20 protein-coding genes, 1 pseudogene and 1 riboswitch are annotated in these 21,442 nt (G+C 45.6%); of the genes and pseudogenes, 3 read left to right on the forward strand and 18 right to left on the reverse strand.

The genetic code is table 11. The annotated features are described in order from the left end of the window. Nucleotides 1-44: 44 nt before the first annotated feature. From Q0785_RS10505 to Q0785_RS10550, 10 genes are all read right to left on the reverse strand, one after another. Nucleotides 45-1,364 (reverse strand): nucleobase:cation symporter-2 family protein, encoded by a 1,320-nt coding sequence (locus Q0785_RS10505; RefSeq protein WP_223637509.1) that lies wholly within the window; start codon nt 1,362-1,364, stop codon nt 45-47. Continuing rightward, nucleotides 1,361-1,948, reverse strand: coding sequence for a xanthine phosphoribosyltransferase (locus tag Q0785_RS10510; RefSeq protein ID WP_223637525.1), 588 nt, complete (start codon nt 1,946-1,948; stop codon nt 1,361-1,363). The genes Q0785_RS10505 and Q0785_RS10510 overlap by 4 nt, the downstream gene beginning before the upstream one ends. A gap of 147 nt (nt 1,949-2,095) precedes the next feature. Further along, nucleotides 2,096-2,197, reverse strand: a riboswitch (purine riboswitch). A 60-nt stretch (nt 2,198-2,257) separates the two neighbouring features. Further along, nucleotides 2,258-2,683, reverse strand: a complete 426-nt coding sequence (locus Q0785_RS10515) for a thioesterase family protein (protein WP_298829487.1) — start codon at nt 2,681-2,683, stop codon at nt 2,258-2,260. A 108-nt stretch (nt 2,684-2,791) separates the two neighbouring features. Further along, entirely contained in the window at nt 2,792-3,406 is a 615-nt protein-coding gene (locus tag Q0785_RS10520) for a PH domain-containing protein (RefSeq protein ID WP_298829489.1), read from the reverse strand. A gap of 127 nt (nt 3,407-3,533) precedes the next feature. Next, entirely contained in the window at nt 3,534-4,832 is a 1,299-nt protein-coding gene (locus Q0785_RS10525) for a DUF4139 domain-containing protein (protein ID WP_298829491.1), read from the reverse strand. 102 nt (nt 4,833-4,934) lie between these two features. Continuing rightward, nucleotides 4,935-5,156: a hypothetical protein gene (locus tag Q0785_RS10530; RefSeq protein WP_298829493.1), complete on the reverse strand. Its 222-nt coding sequence runs from the start codon at nt 5,154-5,156 to the stop codon at nt 4,935-4,937. 31 nt (nt 5,157-5,187) lie between these two features. Beyond that, nucleotides 5,188-6,687, reverse strand: coding sequence for a carboxylesterase/lipase family protein (locus tag Q0785_RS10535; RefSeq protein WP_298829494.1), 1,500 nt, complete (start codon nt 6,685-6,687; stop codon nt 5,188-5,190). A 160-nt stretch (nt 6,688-6,847) separates the two neighbouring features. Next, complete coding sequence (locus Q0785_RS10540; RefSeq protein ID WP_298829496.1) at nt 6,848-8,512, reverse strand: formate--tetrahydrofolate ligase; 1,665 nt, start codon at nt 8,510-8,512, stop codon at nt 6,848-6,850. A 199-nt stretch (nt 8,513-8,711) separates the two neighbouring features. Then, nucleotides 8,712-9,674, reverse strand: coding sequence for a hypothetical protein (locus tag Q0785_RS10545; protein WP_298829498.1), 963 nt, complete (start codon nt 9,672-9,674; stop codon nt 8,712-8,714). Nucleotides 9,675-9,783: 109 nt separating this feature from the next. Next, nucleotides 9,784-9,933 carry a hypothetical protein gene (locus Q0785_RS10550; RefSeq protein WP_298829500.1) on the reverse strand — a complete coding sequence of 50 codons (150 nt, stop codon included), beginning with the start codon at nt 9,931-9,933 and terminating at the stop codon, nt 9,784-9,786. Between the two features lie 206 nt (nt 9,934-10,139). Between Q0785_RS10550 and Q0785_RS10555 the strand changes: the two genes are divergently transcribed. Then, the gene (locus Q0785_RS10555) at nt 10,140-10,691 is read left to right on the forward strand and encodes a methylated-DNA--[protein]-cysteine S-methyltransferase (RefSeq protein WP_298829501.1); all 552 of its coding nucleotides are present in this window, start codon (nt 10,140-10,142) and stop codon (nt 10,689-10,691) included. Nucleotides 10,692-10,706: 15 nt separating this feature from the next. Here Q0785_RS10555 and Q0785_RS10560 read toward each other — a convergent pair whose 3' ends face one another. From Q0785_RS10560 to Q0785_RS10590, 8 genes and pseudogenes are all read right to left on the reverse strand, one after another. Then, nucleotides 10,707-11,282 carry a TetR/AcrR family transcriptional regulator gene (locus Q0785_RS10560; RefSeq protein ID WP_298829502.1) on the reverse strand — a complete coding sequence of 192 codons (576 nt, stop codon included), beginning with the start codon at nt 11,280-11,282 and terminating at the stop codon, nt 10,707-10,709. A gap of 313 nt (nt 11,283-11,595) precedes the next feature. Further along, the gene (locus Q0785_RS10565; RefSeq protein WP_298829504.1) at nt 11,596-13,299 is read right to left on the reverse strand and encodes a hypothetical protein; all 1,704 of its coding nucleotides are present in this window, start codon (nt 13,297-13,299) and stop codon (nt 11,596-11,598) included. Nucleotides 13,300-13,317: 18 nt separating this feature from the next. After that, nucleotides 13,318-13,578: pseudogene (gene tnpA / locus Q0785_RS20380) on the reverse strand (IS200/IS605 family transposase); the annotation flags it as partial. 393 nt (nt 13,579-13,971) lie between these two features. Continuing rightward, complete coding sequence (locus Q0785_RS10570) at nt 13,972-14,370, reverse strand: MaoC/PaaZ C-terminal domain-containing protein (RefSeq protein WP_298829506.1); 399 nt, start codon at nt 14,368-14,370, stop codon at nt 13,972-13,974. Further along, the gene (locus tag Q0785_RS10575) at nt 14,367-14,816 is read right to left on the reverse strand and encodes a MaoC family dehydratase N-terminal domain-containing protein (protein ID WP_298829508.1); all 450 of its coding nucleotides are present in this window, start codon (nt 14,814-14,816) and stop codon (nt 14,367-14,369) included. Before Q0785_RS10575 ends, Q0785_RS10570 begins: the two co-directional genes overlap by 4 nt. 16 nt (nt 14,817-14,832) lie before the next feature. Then, complete coding sequence (fabG, locus tag Q0785_RS10580) at nt 14,833-15,597, reverse strand: 3-oxoacyl-ACP reductase FabG (protein WP_298829510.1); 765 nt, start codon at nt 15,595-15,597, stop codon at nt 14,833-14,835. 223 nt (nt 15,598-15,820) lie between these two features. Then, nucleotides 15,821-16,216 (reverse strand): hotdog fold thioesterase, encoded by a 396-nt coding sequence (locus tag Q0785_RS10585; RefSeq protein ID WP_298829512.1) that lies wholly within the window; start codon nt 16,214-16,216, stop codon nt 15,821-15,823. Nucleotides 16,217-16,291: 75 nt separating this feature from the next. Beyond that, nucleotides 16,292-17,848: a fatty acid--CoA ligase gene (locus Q0785_RS10590; RefSeq protein WP_298829514.1), complete on the reverse strand. Its 1,557-nt coding sequence runs from the start codon at nt 17,846-17,848 to the stop codon at nt 16,292-16,294. 469 nt (nt 17,849-18,317) lie between these two features. On the opposite strand from Q0785_RS10590, the gene Q0785_RS10595 reads away from it, so the two are divergent. Together Q0785_RS10595 and katA are read left to right on the forward strand one after the other, a co-directional pair. Then, a complete protein-coding gene (locus Q0785_RS10595; protein WP_298829516.1) occupies nt 18,318-19,367 on the forward strand; it encodes a C40 family peptidase in 1,050 nt (349 codons plus the stop codon). 584 nt (nt 19,368-19,951) lie between these two features. Next, nucleotides 19,952-21,418: a catalase KatA gene (gene katA, locus Q0785_RS10600; protein WP_298829517.1), complete on the forward strand. Its 1,467-nt coding sequence runs from the start codon at nt 19,952-19,954 to the stop codon at nt 21,416-21,418. Nucleotides 21,419-21,442 lie beyond the last annotated feature (24 nt).

Consider the following 21,442-nt stretch of genomic DNA (forward strand, 5'->3'; position numbering starts at 1 on the left):
AAAAACGAGCACTCCGCAGAAAAGCGGTTGCTCGTTTTTGTTTTTCATCCTTGATTTACTGTGCTTTCTTTAATAACAGGAGCAGCTGCCTGCTGTCTCTTTTTGGTAGGAAGCATATTGAAAAGAATATTCAGGACAATGGCCGTAACACTTCCGGCTACGATTCCATTACTCGTTAAAATTTGAATACTTGAAGGCAATTGGACAAACAGTTCAGGAACTACTGTAACACCAAGCCCGATTCCAACCGAACAGGCAATGATCATGGAGTTTTCCTGAGAGTCGGTGATGATGGTACTCAGCATTTTAATGCCTTGCGCAATCACCATACCGAACATCGCAATCATAGCCCCACCAAGAACTGAAGGCGGAATGATCGTAGTCACGGCAGCAATTTTCGGAACAAATCCAAGTGTAATCAACATAATTCCTGCAATCAGGATAATTTTTCGTGATTTGACGCCGGACATCTGAATCAGCCCTACGTTTTGCGAAAATGCTGTATACGGGAAGGAGTTGAATATCCCTCCGAGTACGATGGCCAACCCTTCCGCACGATACCCTTTTGCCAAGTCTTTTTCTTTTAATTTCTTTTTCGTGATATCCCCAAGCGCGAAATATACGCCTGTCGATTCAACCAATGACACCATGGCCACTAAGATCATCGTCAGGATGGCTGGCCATTCAAAAGTCGGCATTCCGAAGTAAAAAGGCTCGACCATATGGAAATAGGAAGCGTCTGCGATTGGGGAAAAATCCACCTTCCCAAGGAAAAAAGCAGCAACTGTTCCAACAATCAATCCCATTAGGATGGAAATGGCTCTTAAAAAACCGGAAGAAAACCGATACATGAAGACGATGAACAAAAGAGTGCCGAAAGACAGGCCAATATTGGCAAGTGAACCAAAATCAGCGGCTCCCTGTCCGCCCCCCATATTATTGATGGCTACGGGAATGAGTGTAATACCGATGATCGTTACAACAGTTCCTGTAACAACCGGTGGGAAGAAACGGACCAAGCTGCCGAAAAAGCCGCTGATCAAAACGACAAAGACTCCGGAAACAAGAATAGCTCCATAAATAGCGGAAATGCCATATTGGCCACCGATTGCAATCATTGGTCCAACGGCAGTAAATGTGCAACCCAGAACAACCGGAAGCCCGATGCCGAAGAAACGGTTGCTGACGATTTGAAGAATTGTCGCTACACCGCATAGTAAAATGTCGATTGCCACCAGATACGTCAATTGTTCAGGTGTCAATCCAAGTGCTTCTCCGACAATCAAGGGAACTAATACGGCGCCTGCGTACATCGCCAGGACATGCTGGAATCCTAAAGCTGTTTCACCCAGTGTTTTTTTCATTTAACTTTCGCCTCCTCAAAAAATGTCACTTGCCCATTTTCCAAAGAAGAGATGTTTGCCAATGTTTCAACACGGATACCCCGCTCACGAAGCAAACTGCCGCCCGGCTGGAATCCTTTTTCAATGACAATACCGATTCCGGCCAATTTGGCGCCGGCTTGTTCCACAATATCCAATAATCCTAAAGCCGCCTGTCCGTTTGCAAGAAAATCATCCATGACCAATACGACATCATCTTTTTGGATAAAATCCTTTGACACGGAAATATCGTTGGTTTCATTTTTCGTATATGAATGGACGCTTGCTGTGTATAAATGATCGACCAATGTCAGTGATTTGCGCTTTCTTGCAAATACAGCAGGCACACCAAGAACTAAGCCTGTCATCATCGCTGGAGCGATTCCTGATGATTCCAAGGTTAACACTTTTGTAACCCCATCTTCCTTAAACCTTGAAGCGAACTCTTCCCCAATTGCCTGCATCAAAGGCGGATCAATTTGGTGATTTAAAAATGAATCTACTTTCAATACCGATTCCGACAAAACCTTGCCGTCCGATAAAATCTTATCCTGCAATTTTTTCATGCTGCCAACTCCTCTTCTGTCACGGCTGAAGGCATGAAAAAAAGCCCTCAGAACGTGCATCCATTCATACCATGAGTGGAGCAATGTCCTTCGAGCTTGAATTCGAAAGGAAACAAAAAAGAATAGACGCCTCAAAAGGCGCAATCCAGTTGCTTCGTTGCTTCTCATAGTCAGTTCGTTTACGGCAAACCGGTAGAAACTTGCGGGCCATATCCCCGCGATTATATGAGTGAATCGTATTTGAATGGTCTTATTATAGCACGCTGTTTCCGCTTTTCAAGGGTGGCTTAAGTAAAAAAAGTATTCCATTTATTCAGACATAACAGGTGGTTCTTCTTCATTCTTCACCCATAAATGTTTACCGAGCTCCAAGCGGATCTCTTCCGAAATCTGTTCGGATTTTTTCTTATTCAAGTTATAATTCACATAAACCGCTGTATTTTGGGCACAAAGATTATTATCCTGATAAAGTTCTTCATACAGTTCCAGACTACTGCCGCCGATTTTCTTCACCCAGACATTCACTTCCACATCCTGGCCAAAATAGATTTGTCCGGTGAATTCCAGAGTGGTTTTGACGATGACCATTTTCCATTTCGCAAAATCATGGTCAGGTGTAAATAAGTCGAACAATGGGTTCCTGGCTGCTTCAAACCATACCGGCAAGGTCGTGTTGTTGATGTGGCCCACTGCATCTGTCTCTGAAACCCTTGGCGTCAATATCGTTTTATACATATGTCTCCTCCTTCTTTATCCGTATTCTTTTCAGTGCTGACGATTGCATGTCTGAAAGAAAATCAGATAGAAAAAGATGGACCCGGTTCGGCATCCATCTTTTCTTTATTAATTGTTGATGTACTTCTCAAATACATCACCAAAGTCTTTAACATGATATTGGTTGCGGACAGAAGTCATCCAGGCAAAGCCGAAATCCGTCAGTTTCGAGTATTGGTCATCCAACTTCACATCACCTGCTCGTGAATTCTGCAGAATCGTCACTGCCTTTTCCAGGCTGTCATTAGCCATCCCGATGATAATTGAATTTTCATGAGTAATTTCAGCGATCCGCAATAGCGATTTATAAAGGTCCGTTAACCGAGCTGCCTGCTGCTTTTGTACATCGATTTTAAAAGGAACCGAGCCTACAGTAAAAGCCAGTTCCAAATCCAAGTCGATTCGTCCGGCAGTTTCAAGAACGACGCCTGAAATAGTGTGCTGGGAATAAGGATAACGCCTCAACGTCCGTTTGGAGGACATTGCACTTTCACCATCAACATGGATGATGGCCAGATTGGTGAAGCAATATTCATCCGCTTTTGTTTTGATCAAAAAGTAGATTTTTTCTCCATCTTCATTCATGACATAATCGTCGGAGTCTGTTTTATCGAAGTCCTGCGGATCGATGATTTTCCCGATGTCCGATAAGCCAAGCGCTTCAGAAGCCATCTTTTTAAACATAGCAAATATTCCCCTTTATCCATAAAGTGGTGATTCCATTAACTTTATTCTATCAAAGAATCGAAAAAACAGCACCAGAAATAAGGAATCCACAAAAAAAGAACGGGCCTCCAGTCCCGCTCCTTTTTCACTTGATGCGCTCATCGGCAGTTCTGTCCACTTTATAAGTGAATTCCACCTCCACAATTTTACCGGCGGGGATGTGTACACGGAACTCGAGTTCATCTGATCGCTTTAATTCGTAGTCGTGTGTGGAAGATTCCATCTGCCAGATCCGCTCATGAATATGATGATTGACTTCGATCCGCACATATTCCGATTTATGGTTCTGTAATTTATAAATATAGGTCACATACTCAAAATTCCCCCGCTTGTCCCGCTTTTTCTCCCAGCTTTTGCTGGCGATCTCAAACGCTTCACCAATTAACAAAGAGACTTTCTGCTGTGCTGCAGTATGATTGATGGCATTCTCTCCGATGAACTCCATTTCACCGTCACGATCCTGTTCATATACTTTAAGAATCCCTCTAGGCAAGGGGATTCCAAGCTTATTGGTTTTGGTATTATCGAATTCCATGATAATCTTCGCCTGTTTGCTTCCCGCTTCCACCTTATATATCTTCCGGAAAGCCGCATCCTGTATTTTCAGGAAACTGATTTGTTTTTTCTGCCCATGTGAAATGGACACAGGATGCTCCATACTGTGAGTATGATAATCAGCAAAGCTTTCCTCTTCGAAAAAAGAACCCGATTCCTCTGCTTTGGCAAACAGCCTTGCCTGATTCAATGGATGCGGATCCCTGTATCGATTGACTTTACCGGCCGCCAGCTTGAGTCGGCTGTCGTAAAAATCCATGCCGCTAGTATTGGAAAGTTGGATCCACCCCATGAGCGTCAGGCGAGAACCTCTGATTTCCGCGACATAATTTGCCTGCCACTCCATCCCTTGGGTCAAATAGGAGACTTTCGCTTCCAGGTCTGTTTCAATAGCTGCTATTTTCCATAGCAAGGCAGGCTTCGTCAATAACCCAGTGGGCAGCGCAGGTAAAACCAGTTGCCCAATCGGATCAATGACTATTTCTTCTGTATCAATCCGTTCACCGATAATACTTCCTGAAACGCTGAGCAACCGAATTTTCATCTCTTCATCCAGCTCAGCATTTCTTACAGTTATCACTTCATCAATGTACTTTTCCAAGAGTTTTTCTTTGCTGATCAACTCGCTATCGTAGCTTTGTTCCAGTACATGGAGGCCATGAATCAGGACGGAATCCGCTTCGATTCCTGAAGCAATATCCATAAATCGGATTTCACTTATCTCTTTGTTTCCTGGAATCATCCGCGTTTCCTTGACCAATCCAAATCCATCATTGTAGACGGTTAAACTTGAAGATGTCTGCTGCTGGCGTGTCGAATGGAATTTCATCCAGATCTCTCCCTTCCAAGAACCTATTGGAGCTCAGTGAATGGCATAAAAAAATTTCTTCTTTAGAGCCAGTGACAGGTGAAAGCCAGAGCTCTGCTTGCATCAGCGGCCAAAATACTGTTTAAGGTAAACAATGGTTTCCAGACGGCATTCCTCTGTTAACGGAGACCTTTTCGGATGGATCAAATCCCCGTACAGCAAATCTCCCAGAAACCGCAATTCTTCTTTGTATCCCTGATTTCTTTGAAGATCATACACTTCTACTTTTATGTAAATCGCCGTTCCCTGTTCAATAAAATCCGTGACGGTAATTTGGCAGTCCATAGTTGTTCCTCCCGTTCGTCCGTTTCTTCTGTCAGTGGGATTTTTCTAGATGCACCATAAGGTTTTCCCATTTCTTTCGCTCACCGCTGTTTGGATCATGGACGAGTACGTTCTCGCGATTAAAGATCATGACTGGCCGGTGCCCAAGATTATACGCCCGCCATTCAGGCAGCGTAGGGGAATTCGGATTACCGCTTCTGGCAAACCGGATCCAGGAATGGTGCATTTCTTCCGCTAATTTCTTTCGTTCTTCCGCAGCACCGGTCAATCGCTCGGTTCCTGCTTTAGCAATTGTATTCCAGACGAAGGGAAGCTCCAAACTATGGCAGGCCTTAAGCTCTCCATAAAAAGCAGGCGTCTCCCAATCAAAACGGTACATCCATACCGGCGCCTCCTGCTTGACCTGTAATTCTGCAAGTTTCAATGCCGGGAATGTGAACAGGCTCATGGTCATCAACTTATCGTAAATATCCTGATTCAACTCTTCCCCGTTAAGCAGGTATTGTGAAATCCCCAGCCAATTCAGGCCAAATGTATGTTCAAAAATCGAAGAAATCTCTTCCGCGTCTCCATTTTTCCAACGGGGATCAAAAAAGCTGAAAAGCCGGTATTCATCTTTATTTGTACCGATCATCAACGGAATCTCTTTTGCAGATCCTTCTGCTATCGCCTGCTCCGGATGGACGGGGAGCAGATGCCCTTCCACAACGGGAATCAAGCTCATCGCCGGCAATAAAGCAGCTGTATCCACTAATTGCTGGGCAGGAATCTGTCTGATTTTATCCACTTCACCATGTCCGATTTCCAATGCGGCCAAAAGGCGGCTGCTGACTTTTTCTGCAATAGATGAACTGAGGACATTTGCGGCTGCTCCGCTTTGCATGATGGCTTGATGAAACAAGCCTTTCGCTTTCGGGACTGCCATCAGAACGCCGATGCTCATGGCACCTGCGGATTCGCCGAAAACTGTTACACGCTCGGGATCCCCTCCAAATTTCCCGATATTGTCCTGAACCCATTGAAGTGCAGCCAGTTGATCCAAAATTCCGCAATTGCAGGAACCCGAAAAGTCATCTCCTCCAATGCCGCCAAGATGCAAGAAGCCGAGCGCTCCCAAGCGGTAATTGAATGTCACGACGACAATGTCGCCTTCAGTCGCAAAAGAATGTCCATCGTATAGGTGCCCGGAACCTGCCCCGGCAGTAAAAGCGCCTCCGTGAATCCAGACCATGACGGGACGGCGCCGATTATCGGCGGACGGCGACCAGACATTCAAGTAAAGGCAATCCTCACTGGTATTGTCTGTCTGATTGCCCAGAAACTCCATAATGCCATTGCTGGCCTGTATAGCCGCTGGTCCAAATAGAGTAGCCTCACGAACTTCCGTCCATGGCTCAGGCGGCTGCGGTGCACGAAAACGCAGGTCACCAATAGGCGGTTTTGCATAGGGAATGCCTTTCCAAACGGCGGCTTTGCCTTGCTGCTGGCCCCGCACCTTGCCGTAAACACTTTCAACAATGGTTGATGTCATTGTCTTCCCCCTAACTGATGATGCTTTGACCCCTATATTCTACCATTCATCTTCAGGATTAGCCCCGTTTTTTCTGATTATTTAGTTAAATTAAAAATTTATCTTCCTGAGTTCGGTTGGATGAAAAAAAGACCCGGAAACGAGTCCGGGTCTTCATCCTTTAAAACAAACCAACGGCTTTTCCGTCAGCCGTAACATCCATATTCAAAGCGGCAGGCTGTTTTGGAAGACCTGGCATGGTCATGATGTCACCAGTCAGACAAACCAGGAATCCTGCACCCAGCTTCGGGATGATCTCCCGGATTGTAATGGTGAACCCTTCAGGACGCCCCAATAATTTAGGCTGATCCGATAAGGAGTATTGTGTTTTCGCCATACAGACCGGCAAAGAATCCCAGCCGAATCTCTTCAATTCGACTAGTTGCTTTTGCGCAAAATCCGATAACTGGATGTCCGCTCCGCCATAGACCTTTTGAACGATGGCGCGAAGTTTCTCTTCGATTGAATCGTCTTCTTTGTAAAGGTGATGGAAATCAGTTGGCCGCTGCAGCTCCTCTTTGACCAGCTTGGCCAACTCAATGCCGCCCTGTCCGCCTTTTGCCCAGACTTCCGTCATCGCAATCGCAACACCTTCTGTTTTTGCCCACTCCAGCACTGTTGCCAATTCCGCTTCACTGTCTCCTGAAAAGCGATTCAGCGCCACTACCGGCTCGATGCCGAATTGACGGATCGTATCCACATGTTTTGCTAAATTGACCATTCCGCGTTTTACAGCTTCCGCGTTTTCTTCCGCTAATTGATTTTTGGCTACGCCGCCATGCATTTTAAGTGCACGTACAGTCGCTACAATGACAACCGCATCAGGATGGAAGCCGCCTTTTCTCGACTTGATGTGCATAAATTTCTCAGCGCCCAAATCCGCTCCGAATCCTGCTTCCGTCACCACAATATCCGCTACTCTTCTTGCCGTGTTCGTCGCAATCAATGAGTTGCAGCCATGGGCGATGTTCGCAAAGGGGCCGCCATGGATAATGGCGGGTGTCCCTTCAATCGTCTGGACCAAGTTCGGTTTGAAAGCTTCTTTCAATAATAAAGTCAAAGCCCCTTCCACTCCGAGGTCTCGTACAGTGATCGGCTCTCTGTCGTAAGTGTAGCCGATGACCATCTGTGCCAGACGCTCTTTCAAGTCCTCCAGAGAAGTTGCCAAACAAAGAACTGCCATTATTTCTGAAGCTACCGTAATGTCAAAACCATCTTCACGCGGTACGCCTTGCCCGGGACCTCCAAGTCCGATGGTCACATGGCGCAGCGCTCGGTCATTGATATCCAGCGCCCGTTTCCATGTAATGCGGCGTGGATCGATATTCAACAGATTGCCTTGGTGGAGATGGTTATCAATCAATGCCGCCAACGCGTTATTCGCTGAAGTGATGGCATGAATGTCTCCAGTGAAATGCAGATTAATGTCTTCCATCGGCAGGACCTGTGCAAAACCTCCACCAGTAGCTCCGCCTTTCACACCCATGACCGGGCCTAAAGATGGTTCACGCAACGCTACTGCCACCGATTCATCCAATTGCTTGAAAGCATCCGCCAACCCTACAGTTACAGTAGACTTTCCTTCTCCAGCAGGCGTCGGGCTGATTGCCGTCACCAGTACCACTTGTCCTAATTTTTGAACAGGCGCCAATCGGTCTACATTGATTTTCGCTTTAAAGTTCCCGTATAATTCCAAAGCTTCTTTTGAGATGCCCGCCTGTTCTGCAATGTCCAGGATCGGTTGGATCGTTGCTTCGCTTGCAATCGATAAATCTGTAAACGCCATGAAGTAATCCCAACTTTCAATTTTTTTATTTAGTATAACCTGTTTTTCGCTAAAACAAAAAAATAACCGTTTCTCTAAATTTCCGAGAAACGGTTACTCTATCTCCAAAGACTGACAGGAAGTTTTCAGCTGCTGGTTTCCCACCTTCTATAAGACGATGAAAATTAGCAGCAGTTCGTGTCAACGCATCGTTAAAAGTTCAGAACCGCACATCACCGATGATCATCAATTCCGGGAAGTCTTCTTCGACCGTTGCCAGTAAATCGTTTTCCTCTAAGTGATTATAAAGCTCTTCATCATCAACTTTTCGAACAGGTTCTAACTCTTCCGTCACATCATGAAATTTAAGAATGTATTTTTTCTCGCCATTCTTAGTCAGCACATAGACATCCAGCGGTTCGTATCTTTTCACATCTTTCAGTTGCTGGTGCTCAAGAATCGATGCGGCATCCAGCTTATTGAAATGAGTATAGAGAAAGGCTTCCGAGCGCCCTTCTTCTGCCGAAATAAAGCTCATCTTGGCTTGGTGCCGCGTGATGAAGCGTTCGGATAAAGACTGATGGAACGTAATAGTTTCCCATTCCACGTCGTTGCTATATTTCTCGATAAAACGTTCGGATAGAACTTGATGGCGTGTCACCAAGGTCCAGTCCACCTGGCGGGCATGGCGATGGATCAACGGCATCGGCAAGTACTGGCAGCGGCACAGCTCTGCCCAAGCTAATTTATCCTGATGCTTTTCGATGAACGCAGGCGACAGCCCTTTCGAGTTGGCCAACTGCTGCTTCATCGAGACAAGCTTCCAGTATTCCACCGCATCGAATGGTCTGCTTTCTTTTTCAAACGTCTTTTGCTGTTTTTTGCTAAGCTCTTCTTTAGCGATAGGGCGCCATTTCTTTTTATCTGCAAATTTTTCGATAAAGCCTTCAGAAAGCTTTTGCGCTTTAATGATTTCATCCCAGTACAAGCGGCTTCTGTACTTTCGGATAAAGCCTTCCGATAATTCCTGATGCCCTGAAATCTGTTTCCAATTTACTTGATCGAGATTTTCTTTGATGAATTGCTCCGATAACCGCTCTTCCTGACAAATCTGGTTCCAGGGAACTGAACGCTTGTCCGTCAGATTTTTCTCTTCCATTAATTCGGTTAAGGAATTGAACATATAAACCACTCTCTCTTTGCTCTTTAATACTGTCTATAGTAACATGCCTCCCCGCGAAAAACCCGCACCCCGGTCGAAACCGAAATGCGGGAAATCATTGTAGCTGTTATTACTTCTCCTGGCCTTCTCTATCTTCAGTATCGTCCTCAATATCCGGGATCCGTCCGCTGTCTGTCATCTCCATGTCTTTTTCCTGTTCCCGCATTTCCTTTTCCAGCTGCTTTTGCTTCAATTCCTCTAAATTTTTATCTCTTGCCATCCGTAATCCCTCCTTAATGTCTTCTATTAACTTTCTTATTCCCGCATGGCAAATGTTAAAACTGAAAACCATCTCTCTTCAAAAATTTCATCCTCTTGCTTTTCTTTCTGCAGCATTTTATTTTATAGTTGGTTAACAGGAATATGCAGAATACATAAATTCCAAAATCTTTTATTGCCGCTCAACTTAACGGAAAGGGTGAAAACATGACTGGCATACAACCCGTTATTTATTGGTCGATCATCGAACATGGCCAGTGGAAGCTATACCTTGCGAAAACAGAAAAGGGCTTATGTTACATCGGCTCACCCGGTAAAAGCTTCGAAGAATTAACGGCCTATCTTCAAAAGCGATTCCCTTCAGCTTCGTTAGAGAAGAATGATCGCTTGTTGGAAGGATATAAACAGGAGTTGACTGCATATTTGGAAGGGTCACAGCAGACCTTTTCTTTGCCTGTCGATGTCCAAGGGACTCCTTTTCAGCAACAGACCTGGCGGGCACTAAAAGAGATTCCATACGGACAGACCTTTTCCTATTCCAACATCGCTGAACACATCGGCAGGCCATCAGCCGTCCGTGCAGTAGCCACAGCAATCGGTGCTAATCCGTTGCTCATCACCGTTCCATGCCACCGTGTCATCGGCAAAAACGGCACCATGACTGGCTATAGGGGTGGACTTGATTTCAAACGGTTCTTGCTTGACCTGGAAACCCAAAACTTAAAAAAGAGTAGAGAAAACCCCCACTTCAGCAACTGAAGCGGGGGTTCGTTTTCAATTGGGTGCGCCGGAAGAATGAATGCCATGCAAGATGAAATCCGTGTACATGGCGGAAAGCTCCTTCACCGATAAGCTGCCTTCCGGATTGAACCATTGGTAACTCCAATTGGTGATGCCTAAAATAGCGAATGTAATGATTTTAGGCTGCAGTTCTTTTCTGAATTCATTCGCTTCAATGCCTTCTGCCAGCAAGGTTTCGATATTATCCCGAAAAGCTGCCCGTTTTTGCCTGATGATAGCCGCATTCTCTTCTTTTAAATGACGAATTTCCCGGAAATACACTTGGCCAACGGCTCCCTGTTTTTCGATATCGCCAACGATCAATTCAACAACTGCCATCAATTTATCTTTATGGCTTTCTTCCATGTCCAGGATGGTCTTCTGCCTTCTTAACAGATCGTCAATATAATGCGAATGGATATCCATTAAAAGCGCTTCCTTGCTCTTGAAATGATAATAAAAAGAGCCTTTCGTTACGCCGATCGTATCGACGATATCCTGTATGGAAGTGGCACTGAATCCTTTCTCCACAAAAAGATTGATGCTTTGTTTAATTAATTCGCTTTTCATGCAGCCCACTGCCTTTCTTAGTCTTAAAAGCCTTGTCGTATTCTGACTACCACGTGGCAAGCCACGTGGGTTCTATTTTCTAAAGCGTTTCATTCTGATTCTCCCCATCGTACACGAACCCGCCTTCGGGGAAGGCCGATTCACTTTGGAACACATCAGCTGAAAACTGAGGCGGTTCATTCCTTGCGTCCTGAACTGGGCACTGGCAGAAGGGGAAACGCGAACGCCCAAGCGGTCCACCGACCACATTAACGGGCGTTTTCCATCTTTGCGGATGAGGAGGCTAAGTCAAACCCCCAAGATGAAATGGTTATCAGTTGATTCCGCTGTTGAGTACAGCCACGCGGTTGTTTTTGATGCTCTCTACGCATTGCTGATGCAAGGGATAGAAAATAGGGAAAAAGGTTTGGCACTCTTCGTTGTTCGGCTTCTGCCAGTCGGCATCCGAACAGTGCAACAGGAAGGCGGAATACAGATCCCGTTGGATTTTCGTGCCACAAGGCAACGTGTGCCATCGTTGCGACAGTTGTTTCTTGTTGGAAGCGTCCAAGACATGGTCGTATTGAGAGGCTTTGAATGTCCACGTGTTGACTTCTCGAACGGTTCCACCTGTTGCCTTGAAACGTTCTTTTAATTGGCTGATGAAATAGCCAGGGCTTCGGTTGAGGATGCTCTTTCCGAATCGTTTACGAGAATTCCAGTTTCCCGTTTTTTCGTTTCGGGTGGCGACTTTCGCTTTTTTCTGCAATCCTTGAATGTTCATCGTTTCGAGGACGGCTTCATCGCCCCATGAACGGAGTCGGTTCACATCTTCGTTGTGGGCATACTTGCGATTCACTGCTGCCTTTCGGTGATGCTCTTTTAGTTGTTGTTTTAAAGCCAAATAGCGCTTGGAAACTACCCATTCTTTCTTCCCGTTTTTAATGTGTCCGTCGGGGAGGTAGTTTTGCGGGTTCATCGAGCGTCGGGAACGTTCAATTTTTCGCTGGTGAAGAACGACTTTCCTTTCGTCCCTGAAGGTGCAAGGGGAGCGTTTGGCCAGATTTTTCAGCACGGCCTTGTCGTTCGTCACCAAAGCAATGGATTGAGTGCCGATGTCAATGCTGACACGCCCTCTGCCGAGGACATGACGGAAGGAACCATCCTGTTTTCGTTTGGGTACGGGCTGGCCTTCCAACACCGTCTGAAGGAAGTAGCGAATCTTGCCTCGGATTTCCTTTCGGACGATGCGGTTGTTTCGAATACGAAAGGTGGATTCAATGGGCATGTCAACCAAAAATCGCTCCACGTTTGCGTTGTCTACTGTTTCGTTGTTATCCATGTAAAACGCAATATGGGACAGGGTTTCTTCCAGGAATAAATCATGCGGTTTCACCTTCAACGGGAACGCCATGCCGTCATGGGAGGCGAAGAACGAACCGTCCGCTTGGTTCCGTTTGAGGATGATGCAGCGTTCCGCCTGTTTTCCTTGAAGGGCAACCCACTCGTCTTTTTTGTAGAAATGAGGCTTCTCGGCACCTCGGTACAGAACGCTTTCCATCGACTTCCATGCCATTTCACAGACGGACCACACGGTTACGGCATCGGGCAGCGAATACGTTGAAGTCCTGAGTTCTGCTCCGTATTTTCGGGCGAAATCAAAGGTCACATTGTGGTCTGTCCGCAGTTCTTCGAACCGCTTAATCCAGACCACTTTTTCTTTTTCCAACACTTTTCGTTCAGTCTCGGTTGCTTTTTTTAGCCGATCCGCTAACGCGCGGTAGCCCCTTAACGTCCGATTGTAGGCCTTGGTGCGAACCATCTGTTGGTGGTTCTTGCAAAGCTGTCTGAGAACGGTGTTTCGGATCACCCGCAACTGTTCGCCGAGACGGTTGATTTTCCACTCCTGGAAAGAGAGCAAGGCGAGTTCGAATTCCACTGTGTGCAGAGGAGTGTGCTTGTCACGGACGTGGTTCAAGGTCTTTTGAAAATTACTGATGGTCCGTTTTTTTCGTTTTTTGACTTGGACTTCGGTCATTTGGCACACCCCTTTCATTTAGTTAGTCTTTAGTTCTTGGATAGAGCGTTTTACTGTTTCGGAACTTTTTTTTCCCACAGTGCTTACGAAACAGCCCTTACTCCACAAGGAGCCGCTGCGCTTGTGGAACTCTTTAAGTGGCGAAAACTCTTCGAATATTCGAATGGCTGAAATGCTTTTGTATGTCCTAACAATTTCCGTTGGAGCTATTGTTGATCTAGCGGATACAAATATATGGATATGGTCAGGAATTATTTCAAGTTCAATCATTTCATAATCATAGGTAGATTTATTTCGCGAAGAATTTGTTCAAGGCGCTATTCAACGTTATCCCTTAACATATCAAACCAGAACTTCGGACACCAAATGATGGGGTATTGCAGAAGGCACTTGCAATGATTGAGCGTTTGATACTCGTTCATTCCGCATCCCCTTTTTAACAGAACTTCTGAAGTTTCAACATACTAGTAATTATACCAAACATAAGTTCTGTTTAAAAGTGCGAAAAATCGGTCAATTGAAATAGCTAAAGCGATACCTTGACCGAAGCCAATTCATCCCGCAGGTAAGCCAACGGGTTTTCTTAGCTAACTTTCTATAACATTTCTTTTGCCTCCATAACTGCATCCCTTTCCATGGATCTTCGCCTCCCTTTCATAAAAAAGACGCTAATTATAATAAGAAAACAAGATCACCCTTCAGCACATCTTTATCGCTTTGATTGACGGCTTGAACTTGGAATACAACTTGCTTTTCTTTCTTTTCAACAACGGTCGCTTTTAACGTAATGACATCTTCCAGAAAAACCATGCCTTTAAAACGAATGGCATAATCCTGGATAAACCCTTCTTCCAGGTAAGGGGTGAAAATTTTCGCCAGATTCCCCATCGTCCACATGCCATGGGCGATTATCCCAGGTAATCCTGCTCCTTCAGCTTCAGCATCAATGGTGTGGATTGGGTTAAAGTCACCTGAAGCTCCTGCATATTTGATCAAATCCAGACGCGTCACGGGTGCCAATTGAATTGCCGGTAAGCTATCGCCTTCCTGAAAATCCGTTATCCGGTTCATACCGTCATCCCCTTTCTGGCGGCTTCGTTGATGATGACGATGCGTTCTTCCGTAAACAACAACTCACCATCTGCACTTTCCCCTTTTTTTATGACGACCAAAAATCCCATTTCTCCAAAGTTGCCGCTTTTCTCGTAGTAATCTTTCACTTCCATCCAGCAATAGACTTCTTCTCCGATAAACAGCGGCCGTTCGTAATGGTAAATCTGTTCTCCGTGGATCAAGCCTTTCGACGGGAGATCTAATCCATCGATTTTTCCGGCATCAAAAGTCACCGGAAACGTAGGAGGTGCAATGTTTCGTTTGTACCGCGAAGCAGCTCCTGCTTGTTCATCGATATAAATGGGTGCCGGGTCGCCGATCGCCTCAGCGAATTTCCGGACGGCCCCTATTTCAATCGTATTCTTCACTTTTTCCGAACGTTTCCCAATGCTTTCTTTCAGCATCCGTGCACCTCCAACTTTAATTTTTCGGTCCGCCCGCTACGTATAAAACTTGTCCGCTGACAAACGAGGAACGTTCATCCGCAAAAAAGGCGACGGCGTTCGCAATATCTTCAGGTTTTCCACTTCGGCCGACCGGGATACTGGAAACACTCGCTTTGATCAATTCTTCAAAAGGGACACCAATGCGTTCAGCAGTCGCTTTCGTCATATCCGTCTCGATAAAACCAGGCGCCACGGCATTCGCTGTGATTCCATATTTTCCGAGTTCAATCGCCAAAGTTTTCGTAAACCCTTGGAGCCCGGCTTTTGCTGTCGCGTAATTGGCTTGCCCCCGATTGCCGAGTGCGGAAGTGGACGAAATATTGATGATCCGGCCATATTTGTTTTGGGTCATGTACTTCTGCGCAGCACGTGTCGCATAAAATGCCCCTTTTAAGTGGACGTCTGTAACCGACAGCCAATCCTCATCGGTCATTTTAAACAGCATATTATCCCGAATGACCCCTGCGTTATTGACGAGTACATCAATCGAACCGAATTTCTCGAAGACTTCTTTCATCGCTCCTTCTATTTGCTCTTTATCGGTGACACTGGCATTTTTCGTATAGATGGAATAGCCCTGCCCGCTCATTTCTTCCTGTGCTGCCTGAAGCGCCTCTTCGTTGACGTCGATGATTGCAACATTTGCTCCTTCACTTGCAAACCGTTGTGCAATCTGACGGCCGATCCCTCTGCTGCCGCCTGTAACAAACGCTGTTTTTCCTTCAAATGAATTTCCCATTGGTCTGCCTCCCTTTTCTTCCAATCTCTCCAATACTGAACGGACGGTATGTTAACTTTTTTAAAAAACCTTTTACATCAGAAGACATAAAAGGAATGTAAGCAATTTCATTTTCTTAAAATTCAGTATACATGAACGAGTAGATTTTGGTAAACTTTTTTCAGTTTTTGTATCTAAAAAATCCATTACACGCCTCAAGGCGCCAGTAATGGATTGCTGCTGATTATCTTTTCTTTTTGACAATCGCTACGGTGCATCGTGAAACGCAAATAAGCTTTTCCTCTTCATCTACAATTTTGATGTCCCAGACCATCGTCGTTCTTCCTTTATGTAATGGTGTGCCGATGGCCGTCACTAGGCCTTCCTGTTTGCCGCGAAGGTGATTGGCGTTGATTTCCAGGCCGACGGCAATTTCGTTCTCCTGGTCGATTAAATGCCAGGTTCCCACACTGGCGACCGATTCAGCCAATACGACGGAAGCTCCTCCATGGAGCTGTCCAAAAGGTTGGTGGGTTGCTGCATGAACGGGCATGGTCGCTACTACTTTATCCGGAGTGATTTCAACATATTCAATTCCCAGAACACCTACAATCGTTTCTTCCACCGGTTTCATTTGCATCATGGCACTCTCCTTTTCCACTTTAAAACCCCTCAGCCTTCGCTTGTATTCGGCTGAGGGACCATATTCCATTTCTTATACATTACTTTTTGCATAGAGTTCACGCAAGAGGAATTTTTGGATCTTCCCGCTGGCATTGCGCGGCAGTTCATCAACAAAGCAATAGGTTCTGGGTCGTTTAAAGCGGGCAAGCTTATCATTATTGAGACAGAATTCTTCGAGATGCTGTTCTGTCAGCCCTGCATCTTTAACGACAACAAACGCCATTACCGCTTCGCCCCATTTTTCGTCAGGAATTCCAAGCACCGCCACATCCTGGATGAGCTCATGCTCGTGGAGCACATCTTCGACTTCTCGCGGATAGATATTTTCACCCCCGCTGATGATCATATCGTCCACCCGATCGGCCACGAACAGATAGCCGTCTTCATCTAAATACCCTAAATCACTTGTATGGTACCAGCCTTTATATAAAACACGGGAAGTGGCTTGTGGACGGTGGAAGTATCCGGCCATCATGCTCGGTCCACGAACGATGATTTCACCGACTTCAAATGCCCCTAATCTTTCGTCCGGCTCTGATGGACCTTTTTCATTTGGCCGAACGATTCGAATTTCATGGTTAAAGGCGGGTTTGCCGGCAGACCCCGCTTTGGTCAGCTGCTCATCTTCAGCCAGGAATGTAATCGCCGGACCCATTTCCGTCTGGCCGTATGCCTGAATCAAATCGATTCCCAACACTTCCTTTACACGTTTGACCAGCACAGGTGCCATTGGAGCCGCTCCATATAATCCCCGCTGCAGAGTTTTGACTTTCGTATCCGCTCCGTCCAATTCCGTCATCATACTCCACATGGTCGGTACCGCAAACATGACGGTAACTTTTTCTTTTTCGACTGTGTCCAGAGCTTCTTGAGGATTGAATTGGTGCACGATCACACTGGAAGCTCCAGCCTGGACACGCGGAATGATGCAGCAATGCAGTTCTGCGCAATGAAACATCGGCGCAATAACCAGACCTACATCATTTTTCGTATATTTCAGCATCGCAATGCATGTCATGCTTTGTTCAGCCATGTCGCGATGGCGATGGATGACACCTTTCGGCCTTCCTGTAGTCCCGCTTGTATACATAATGGCATACGTATCCATCTCATCGACTTGCACACATGGATCTGTCACAGATGCTTCGTTGAGCCGCTCCCGGTAGCTGACTGCATAGTCTGGAACTTCTTCATCTATATACCAGAATTGAATACTAGGAAAATGCGCAGCAACTCCTTCAACCGTCTCTTTTAAAGCTTCTTCAAACAAAACGACTTCGGGTGTTGCATCATTTAAAATATACGCCAGTTCTTCAGGCTTTAAACGGAAATTGATGGGATTGAAAACAGCACCGATTTTCGCACAGGCAAATAGTGCAGTAGGCAGTTCACTGTTATTGAACAAAAAACTTGAAACACGGTCCCCTTTGCTGACTCCCGCCGTTGTTAGAGCATTCGCCAGGCGATGAACTTCGTCGTTCCATTGCGAATAGGTCCATCTTTCCTCTCTTCTCAAATCAACCAAGGCTTCTTTATCCGGGTATCTGCTTACCGTTTGATCAAAGATTTTGCCAAGTGTCGCATACATTTTTTCTTCCTCCTTATAATGAATCGGTTTCAGTCCTTTCATGATGTCAGAAAAAACGTAATATTGCAACAATTCAAAGTCTCATTTTGCAGCAGGAGATTAGTCCCCTTTCTTCTAAACATTCATCTAAACCAATCATTCTTCATTCAGGTATTTTTTAAGTATCCCTCATTAATACTTTAGGAGTCTTTAAAACATAACCCCATAAAATAATTAGGATTATTTTGCAACGGCTCTTAAGTTTTCTCTAATAAGACCGATATCTATAGGTATGAGATAGTTTTTTATCAGATGGAGAAAACTTAAGTAAAAACTGGTTAGCAAAATGAATATTCATTACCTTTACCTTTGTAACACAAATGTAATATTGAAACTTATTGCCTATACTTTAGTAATTATATAGAATTAAGGAATCTACAGATAATAGATTGAATTATCTATAAATAGACAAATAAAAAGGGGTTTGGGAATGCGAAAAATTATTTTTACATTATTTGCCGCTACTGCATTAACATTTGCAATTGGGGCTTCCGATACAGAAGCCAGCACTTACACAGTGAAAACAGGAGATACATTATGGAAAATCGCTTCGAGCAATAAGGTATCAGTGGATCAATTGCTGACGTGGAATAAACTTTCGTCCAATTCGATTCATCCGAACCAGACCATCAAAGTCGCAGCTGTTTCAACTCCAGCAGCTCCTCCACAGAAAACCAGCATCCCTAAAACACCAACCAACTCTGCAACTACTTATACCGTAAAAGCCGGTGACACTTTATCACATATCGCGCGGGTTCACAGCACCAGCGTCAGCTCCATTCAACAATTGAACAAACTATCCGGCAGCAACATCCAGCCAGGCCAAAAATTGACCGTCAGCGGAAAATTACAGCCTGCTGCACCGGCTGTAATTGTTAAAACGCCAGTTGCACCAGTTGTCTCTAAAACAAGTACATACCGCGTAGTCAGCGGCGATACATTGACCAATATCGCTCAGCGCCATGGCACTTCCGTTTCCCAACTGATGAGCTTAAACGGTATGAAAACAAGCTCGATCCGTATCGGCCAAGTATTGAAAGTAACCGGCGAATCCGTCAACAAGAAACCAGTGACAGTTTCAAATCCAGTTGCGGCACCATCGACTTCCGGAAAAGTTTCATCACTCGTATCACTCGCCAACTCTTTCTTGGGTACACCTTACAAATGGGGCGGCGCAGCACCAGGTGGATTTGATTGCAGCGGCTTCATCTATTATGTATACAATCAGGCAGGAATCAGCGTGCCACGTACGAATACGACCGGACTCGACGCTATCTCTTCTAATGTAAGTTCACCCCAGGTCGGTGATTTTGTGTTCTTTAAAGATACATACCGCCCAGGAATTTCACATATGGGCATTTTCATCGGCAATAACAGCTTTATCCATGCTGGGGGCGACCGCGTCCAAATCACCAGCCTGAGCGACAGCTACTGGAGCAAACACTTCGACAGCTACCAGCGTTTAAATGTAATGAGGTAACAAGAAAAGCGGAAGTGCCCGGTTAGCTCTGACAGGCATAAGACAGACCGGCGAAGTGGCGCCTTTTGCCACACAGCTGAGCTGGCTTATGACCCGAAGAGCTGGGCACTGAAGCTGGACAACACGAAAAGCGCAAGCAGCCATGTAGCCCCGACAAGCGCTGGAAGCCTTAGCGGTAATGGCGCTCTTTGCCATTGCTGATAAGGCTGAAGCGACTCGAGGGGCTGGCTGCTGGAGCTGGACAAAGAAAAGCGCAAGCGCCCATGTAGCTCTGACAGGCATAAGACAGTCCGGCGAAGTGGCGCACTTTGCCGGATAGTCGGGATGGCTTACGACCCAAAGAGCTGGGCACTGGAACTGGACAACAAGAAAAGCGCAAGCGCCTTTTAATAGAGGAAAAAAGCAGCATCGGTTAAGCCGGTACTGCTTTTCTTTTGGTGTTTTTCTGTTTTAAATCAATCATTTGACACAACAAGATTTCCATTAATTATAATCATTATCACTTAGAATTGATTTTAATTTAAAAAATGTTATCATTGGATATGTAGTGTTTTACATAAAAAAGAGAATGAGGTGTTCGATTCATGAGTACAAACAAAAAAGGCTTAACAACCAGCTGGGGTGCCCCAGTCGGAGACAACCAAAACTCGCAGACAGCCGGACAACGCGGACCTGTCCTATTACAAGATGTCCACCTTCTTGAGAAGCTTGCACATTTCAATAGAGAACGTGTTCCTGAGCGTGTAGTACATGCTAAAGGCGCAGGTGCTCACGGTTATTTCGAAGTAACTAATGATGTATCTAAATATACGAAAGCTGCTTTCCTATCGGAAGTCGGCAAGAAAACAGATTTATTCGCCCGTTTCTCAACGGTTGCCGGTGAACTGGGGTCTGCCGATACTGTCCGTGACCCGCGCGGCTTCTCTCTAAAATTCTATACAGAAGAAGGAAACTACGATCTAGTCGGCAATAATACGCCAATCTTCTTCATCCAAGACGCGATCAAGTTCCCTGATTTTATCCATACACAAAAACGCGATCCACGCACCCACTTGAAAAACCCTAACGCAGTGTGGGACTTCTGGTCATTGTCACCGGAATCATTGCACCAGGTTACTTACTTGATGGGCGATCGCGGAATTCCTGCAACACTTCGCCACATGCATGGATTCGGAAGCCACACATTCAAATGGACAAACGCTGAAGGCGAATCTGTTTGGATCAAATACCACATCCTTACTGAACAAGGCATCCAGAACATCACTCAGGACGTAGCTGACAAAATTGCTGGCGAAAACCCTGATTTCCACACTGAAGACCTTTTCAATGCAATTGAAGAAGGCGATTTCCCAGCATGGAAAGTATACGTACAGGTTATGCCTTTGGAAGATGCGAACACATATCGCTTCGACCCATTCGATGTTACAAAAACGTGGTCGCACAAAGACTATCCATTAATGGAAGTTGGCCGCATGGTGCTTAACCGCAATCCTGAAAACTATTTTGCTGAAGTTGAGCAGGCTACTTTTTCTCCAGGTACCTTGGTTCCTGGCATCGACGTTTCACCGGACAAAATGCTGCAAGGCCGTTTGTTCGCATACCATGATGCTCACCGTTACCGCGTAGGCGCTAACCACCAGATGCTGCCGATCAACGCAGCGAAAAACCAAGTCAACAACTACCAGCGTGACGGCCAGATGAACTTCGGCAATAACGGCGGCGGTTCTGTCTATTACGAGCCGAACAGCTACGGCGGCCCTACTGAAACTGAAGCTGCTAAACCAGCTCCACTTGAAGTGACCGGCGTCACTGATTCCGTGCCATATTTCAAAGACGATCATTACACACAGCCAGGCGACCTTTACCGTCTGCAAAGTGCTGAAGAACAAGAGCGTCTTGTTGCAACGTTCGTCGGCGGCTTAAGCGCTGTTGATAAAGAAGACATCAAGCTTCGCCAAATCAGCCATCTGTACAAAGCGGATGCTGAGTTCGGTACGCGTGTTGCTGAAGGCCTTGGTCTTTCAGTTCCTGACCTTACTGAAACAAAATAATTAATTGATAATAACTTACCTATA

The organism is uncultured Planococcus sp. (assembly GCF_947501725.1).
Lineage (GTDB): Bacteria > Bacillota > Bacilli > Bacillales_A > Planococcaceae > Planococcus > Planococcus donghaensis_C.

Coding starts and splice junctions, on each gene's coding strand:
- Q0785_RS10505 (WP_223637509.1), bottom strand. CDS start 1,364: ATGAAAAAAACACTGGGTGAAACAGCTTTAGGATTCCAGCATGTCCTG.
- Q0785_RS10510 (WP_223637525.1), bottom strand. CDS start 1,948: ATGAAAAAATTGCAGGATAAGATTTTATCGGACGGCAAGGTTTTGTCG.
- Q0785_RS10515 (WP_298829487.1), bottom strand. CDS start 2,683: ATGTATAAAACGATATTGACGCCAAGGGTTTCAGAGACAGATGCAGTG.
- Q0785_RS10520 (WP_298829489.1), bottom strand. CDS start 3,406: ATGTTTAAAAAGATGGCTTCTGAAGCGCTTGGCTTATCGGACATCGGG.
- Q0785_RS10525 (WP_298829491.1), bottom strand. CDS start 4,832: ATGAAATTCCATTCGACACGCCAGCAGCAGACATCTTCAAGTTTAACC.
- Q0785_RS10530 (WP_298829493.1), bottom strand. CDS start 5,156: ATGGACTGCCAAATTACCGTCACGGATTTTATTGAACAGGGAACGGCG.
- Q0785_RS10535 (WP_298829494.1), bottom strand. CDS start 6,687: ATGACATCAACCATTGTTGAAAGTGTTTACGGCAAGGTGCGGGGCCAG.
- Q0785_RS10540 (WP_298829496.1), bottom strand. CDS start 8,512: ATGGCGTTTACAGATTTATCGATTGCAAGCGAAGCAACGATCCAACCG.
- Q0785_RS10545 (WP_298829498.1), bottom strand. CDS start 9,674: ATGTTCAATTCCTTAACCGAATTAATGGAAGAGAAAAATCTGACGGAC.
- Q0785_RS10550 (WP_298829500.1), bottom strand. CDS start 9,933: ATGGCAAGAGATAAAAATTTAGAGGAATTGAAGCAAAAGCAGCTGGAA.
- Q0785_RS10555 (WP_298829501.1), top strand. CDS start 10,140: ATGACTGGCATACAACCCGTTATTTATTGGTCGATCATCGAACATGGC.
- Q0785_RS10560 (WP_298829502.1), bottom strand. CDS start 11,282: ATGAAAAGCGAATTAATTAAACAAAGCATCAATCTTTTTGTGGAGAAA.
- Q0785_RS10565 (WP_298829504.1), bottom strand. CDS start 13,299: ATGACCGAAGTCCAAGTCAAAAAACGAAAAAAACGGACCATCAGTAAT.
- Q0785_RS10570 (WP_298829506.1), bottom strand. CDS start 14,370: ATGAACCGGATAACGGATTTTCAGGAAGGCGATAGCTTACCGGCAATT.
- Q0785_RS10575 (WP_298829508.1), bottom strand. CDS start 14,816: ATGCTGAAAGAAAGCATTGGGAAACGTTCGGAAAAAGTGAAGAATACG.
- fabG (WP_298829510.1), bottom strand. CDS start 15,597: ATGGGAAATTCATTTGAAGGAAAAACAGCGTTTGTTACAGGCGGCAGC.
- Q0785_RS10585 (WP_298829512.1), bottom strand. CDS start 16,216: ATGCAAATGAAACCGGTGGAAGAAACGATTGTAGGTGTTCTGGGAATT.
- Q0785_RS10590 (WP_298829514.1), bottom strand. CDS start 17,848: ATGTATGCGACACTTGGCAAAATCTTTGATCAAACGGTAAGCAGATAC.
- Q0785_RS10595 (WP_298829516.1), top strand. CDS start 18,318: ATGCGAAAAATTATTTTTACATTATTTGCCGCTACTGCATTAACATTT.
- katA (WP_298829517.1), top strand. CDS start 19,952: ATGAGTACAAACAAAAAAGGCTTAACAACCAGCTGGGGTGCCCCAGTC.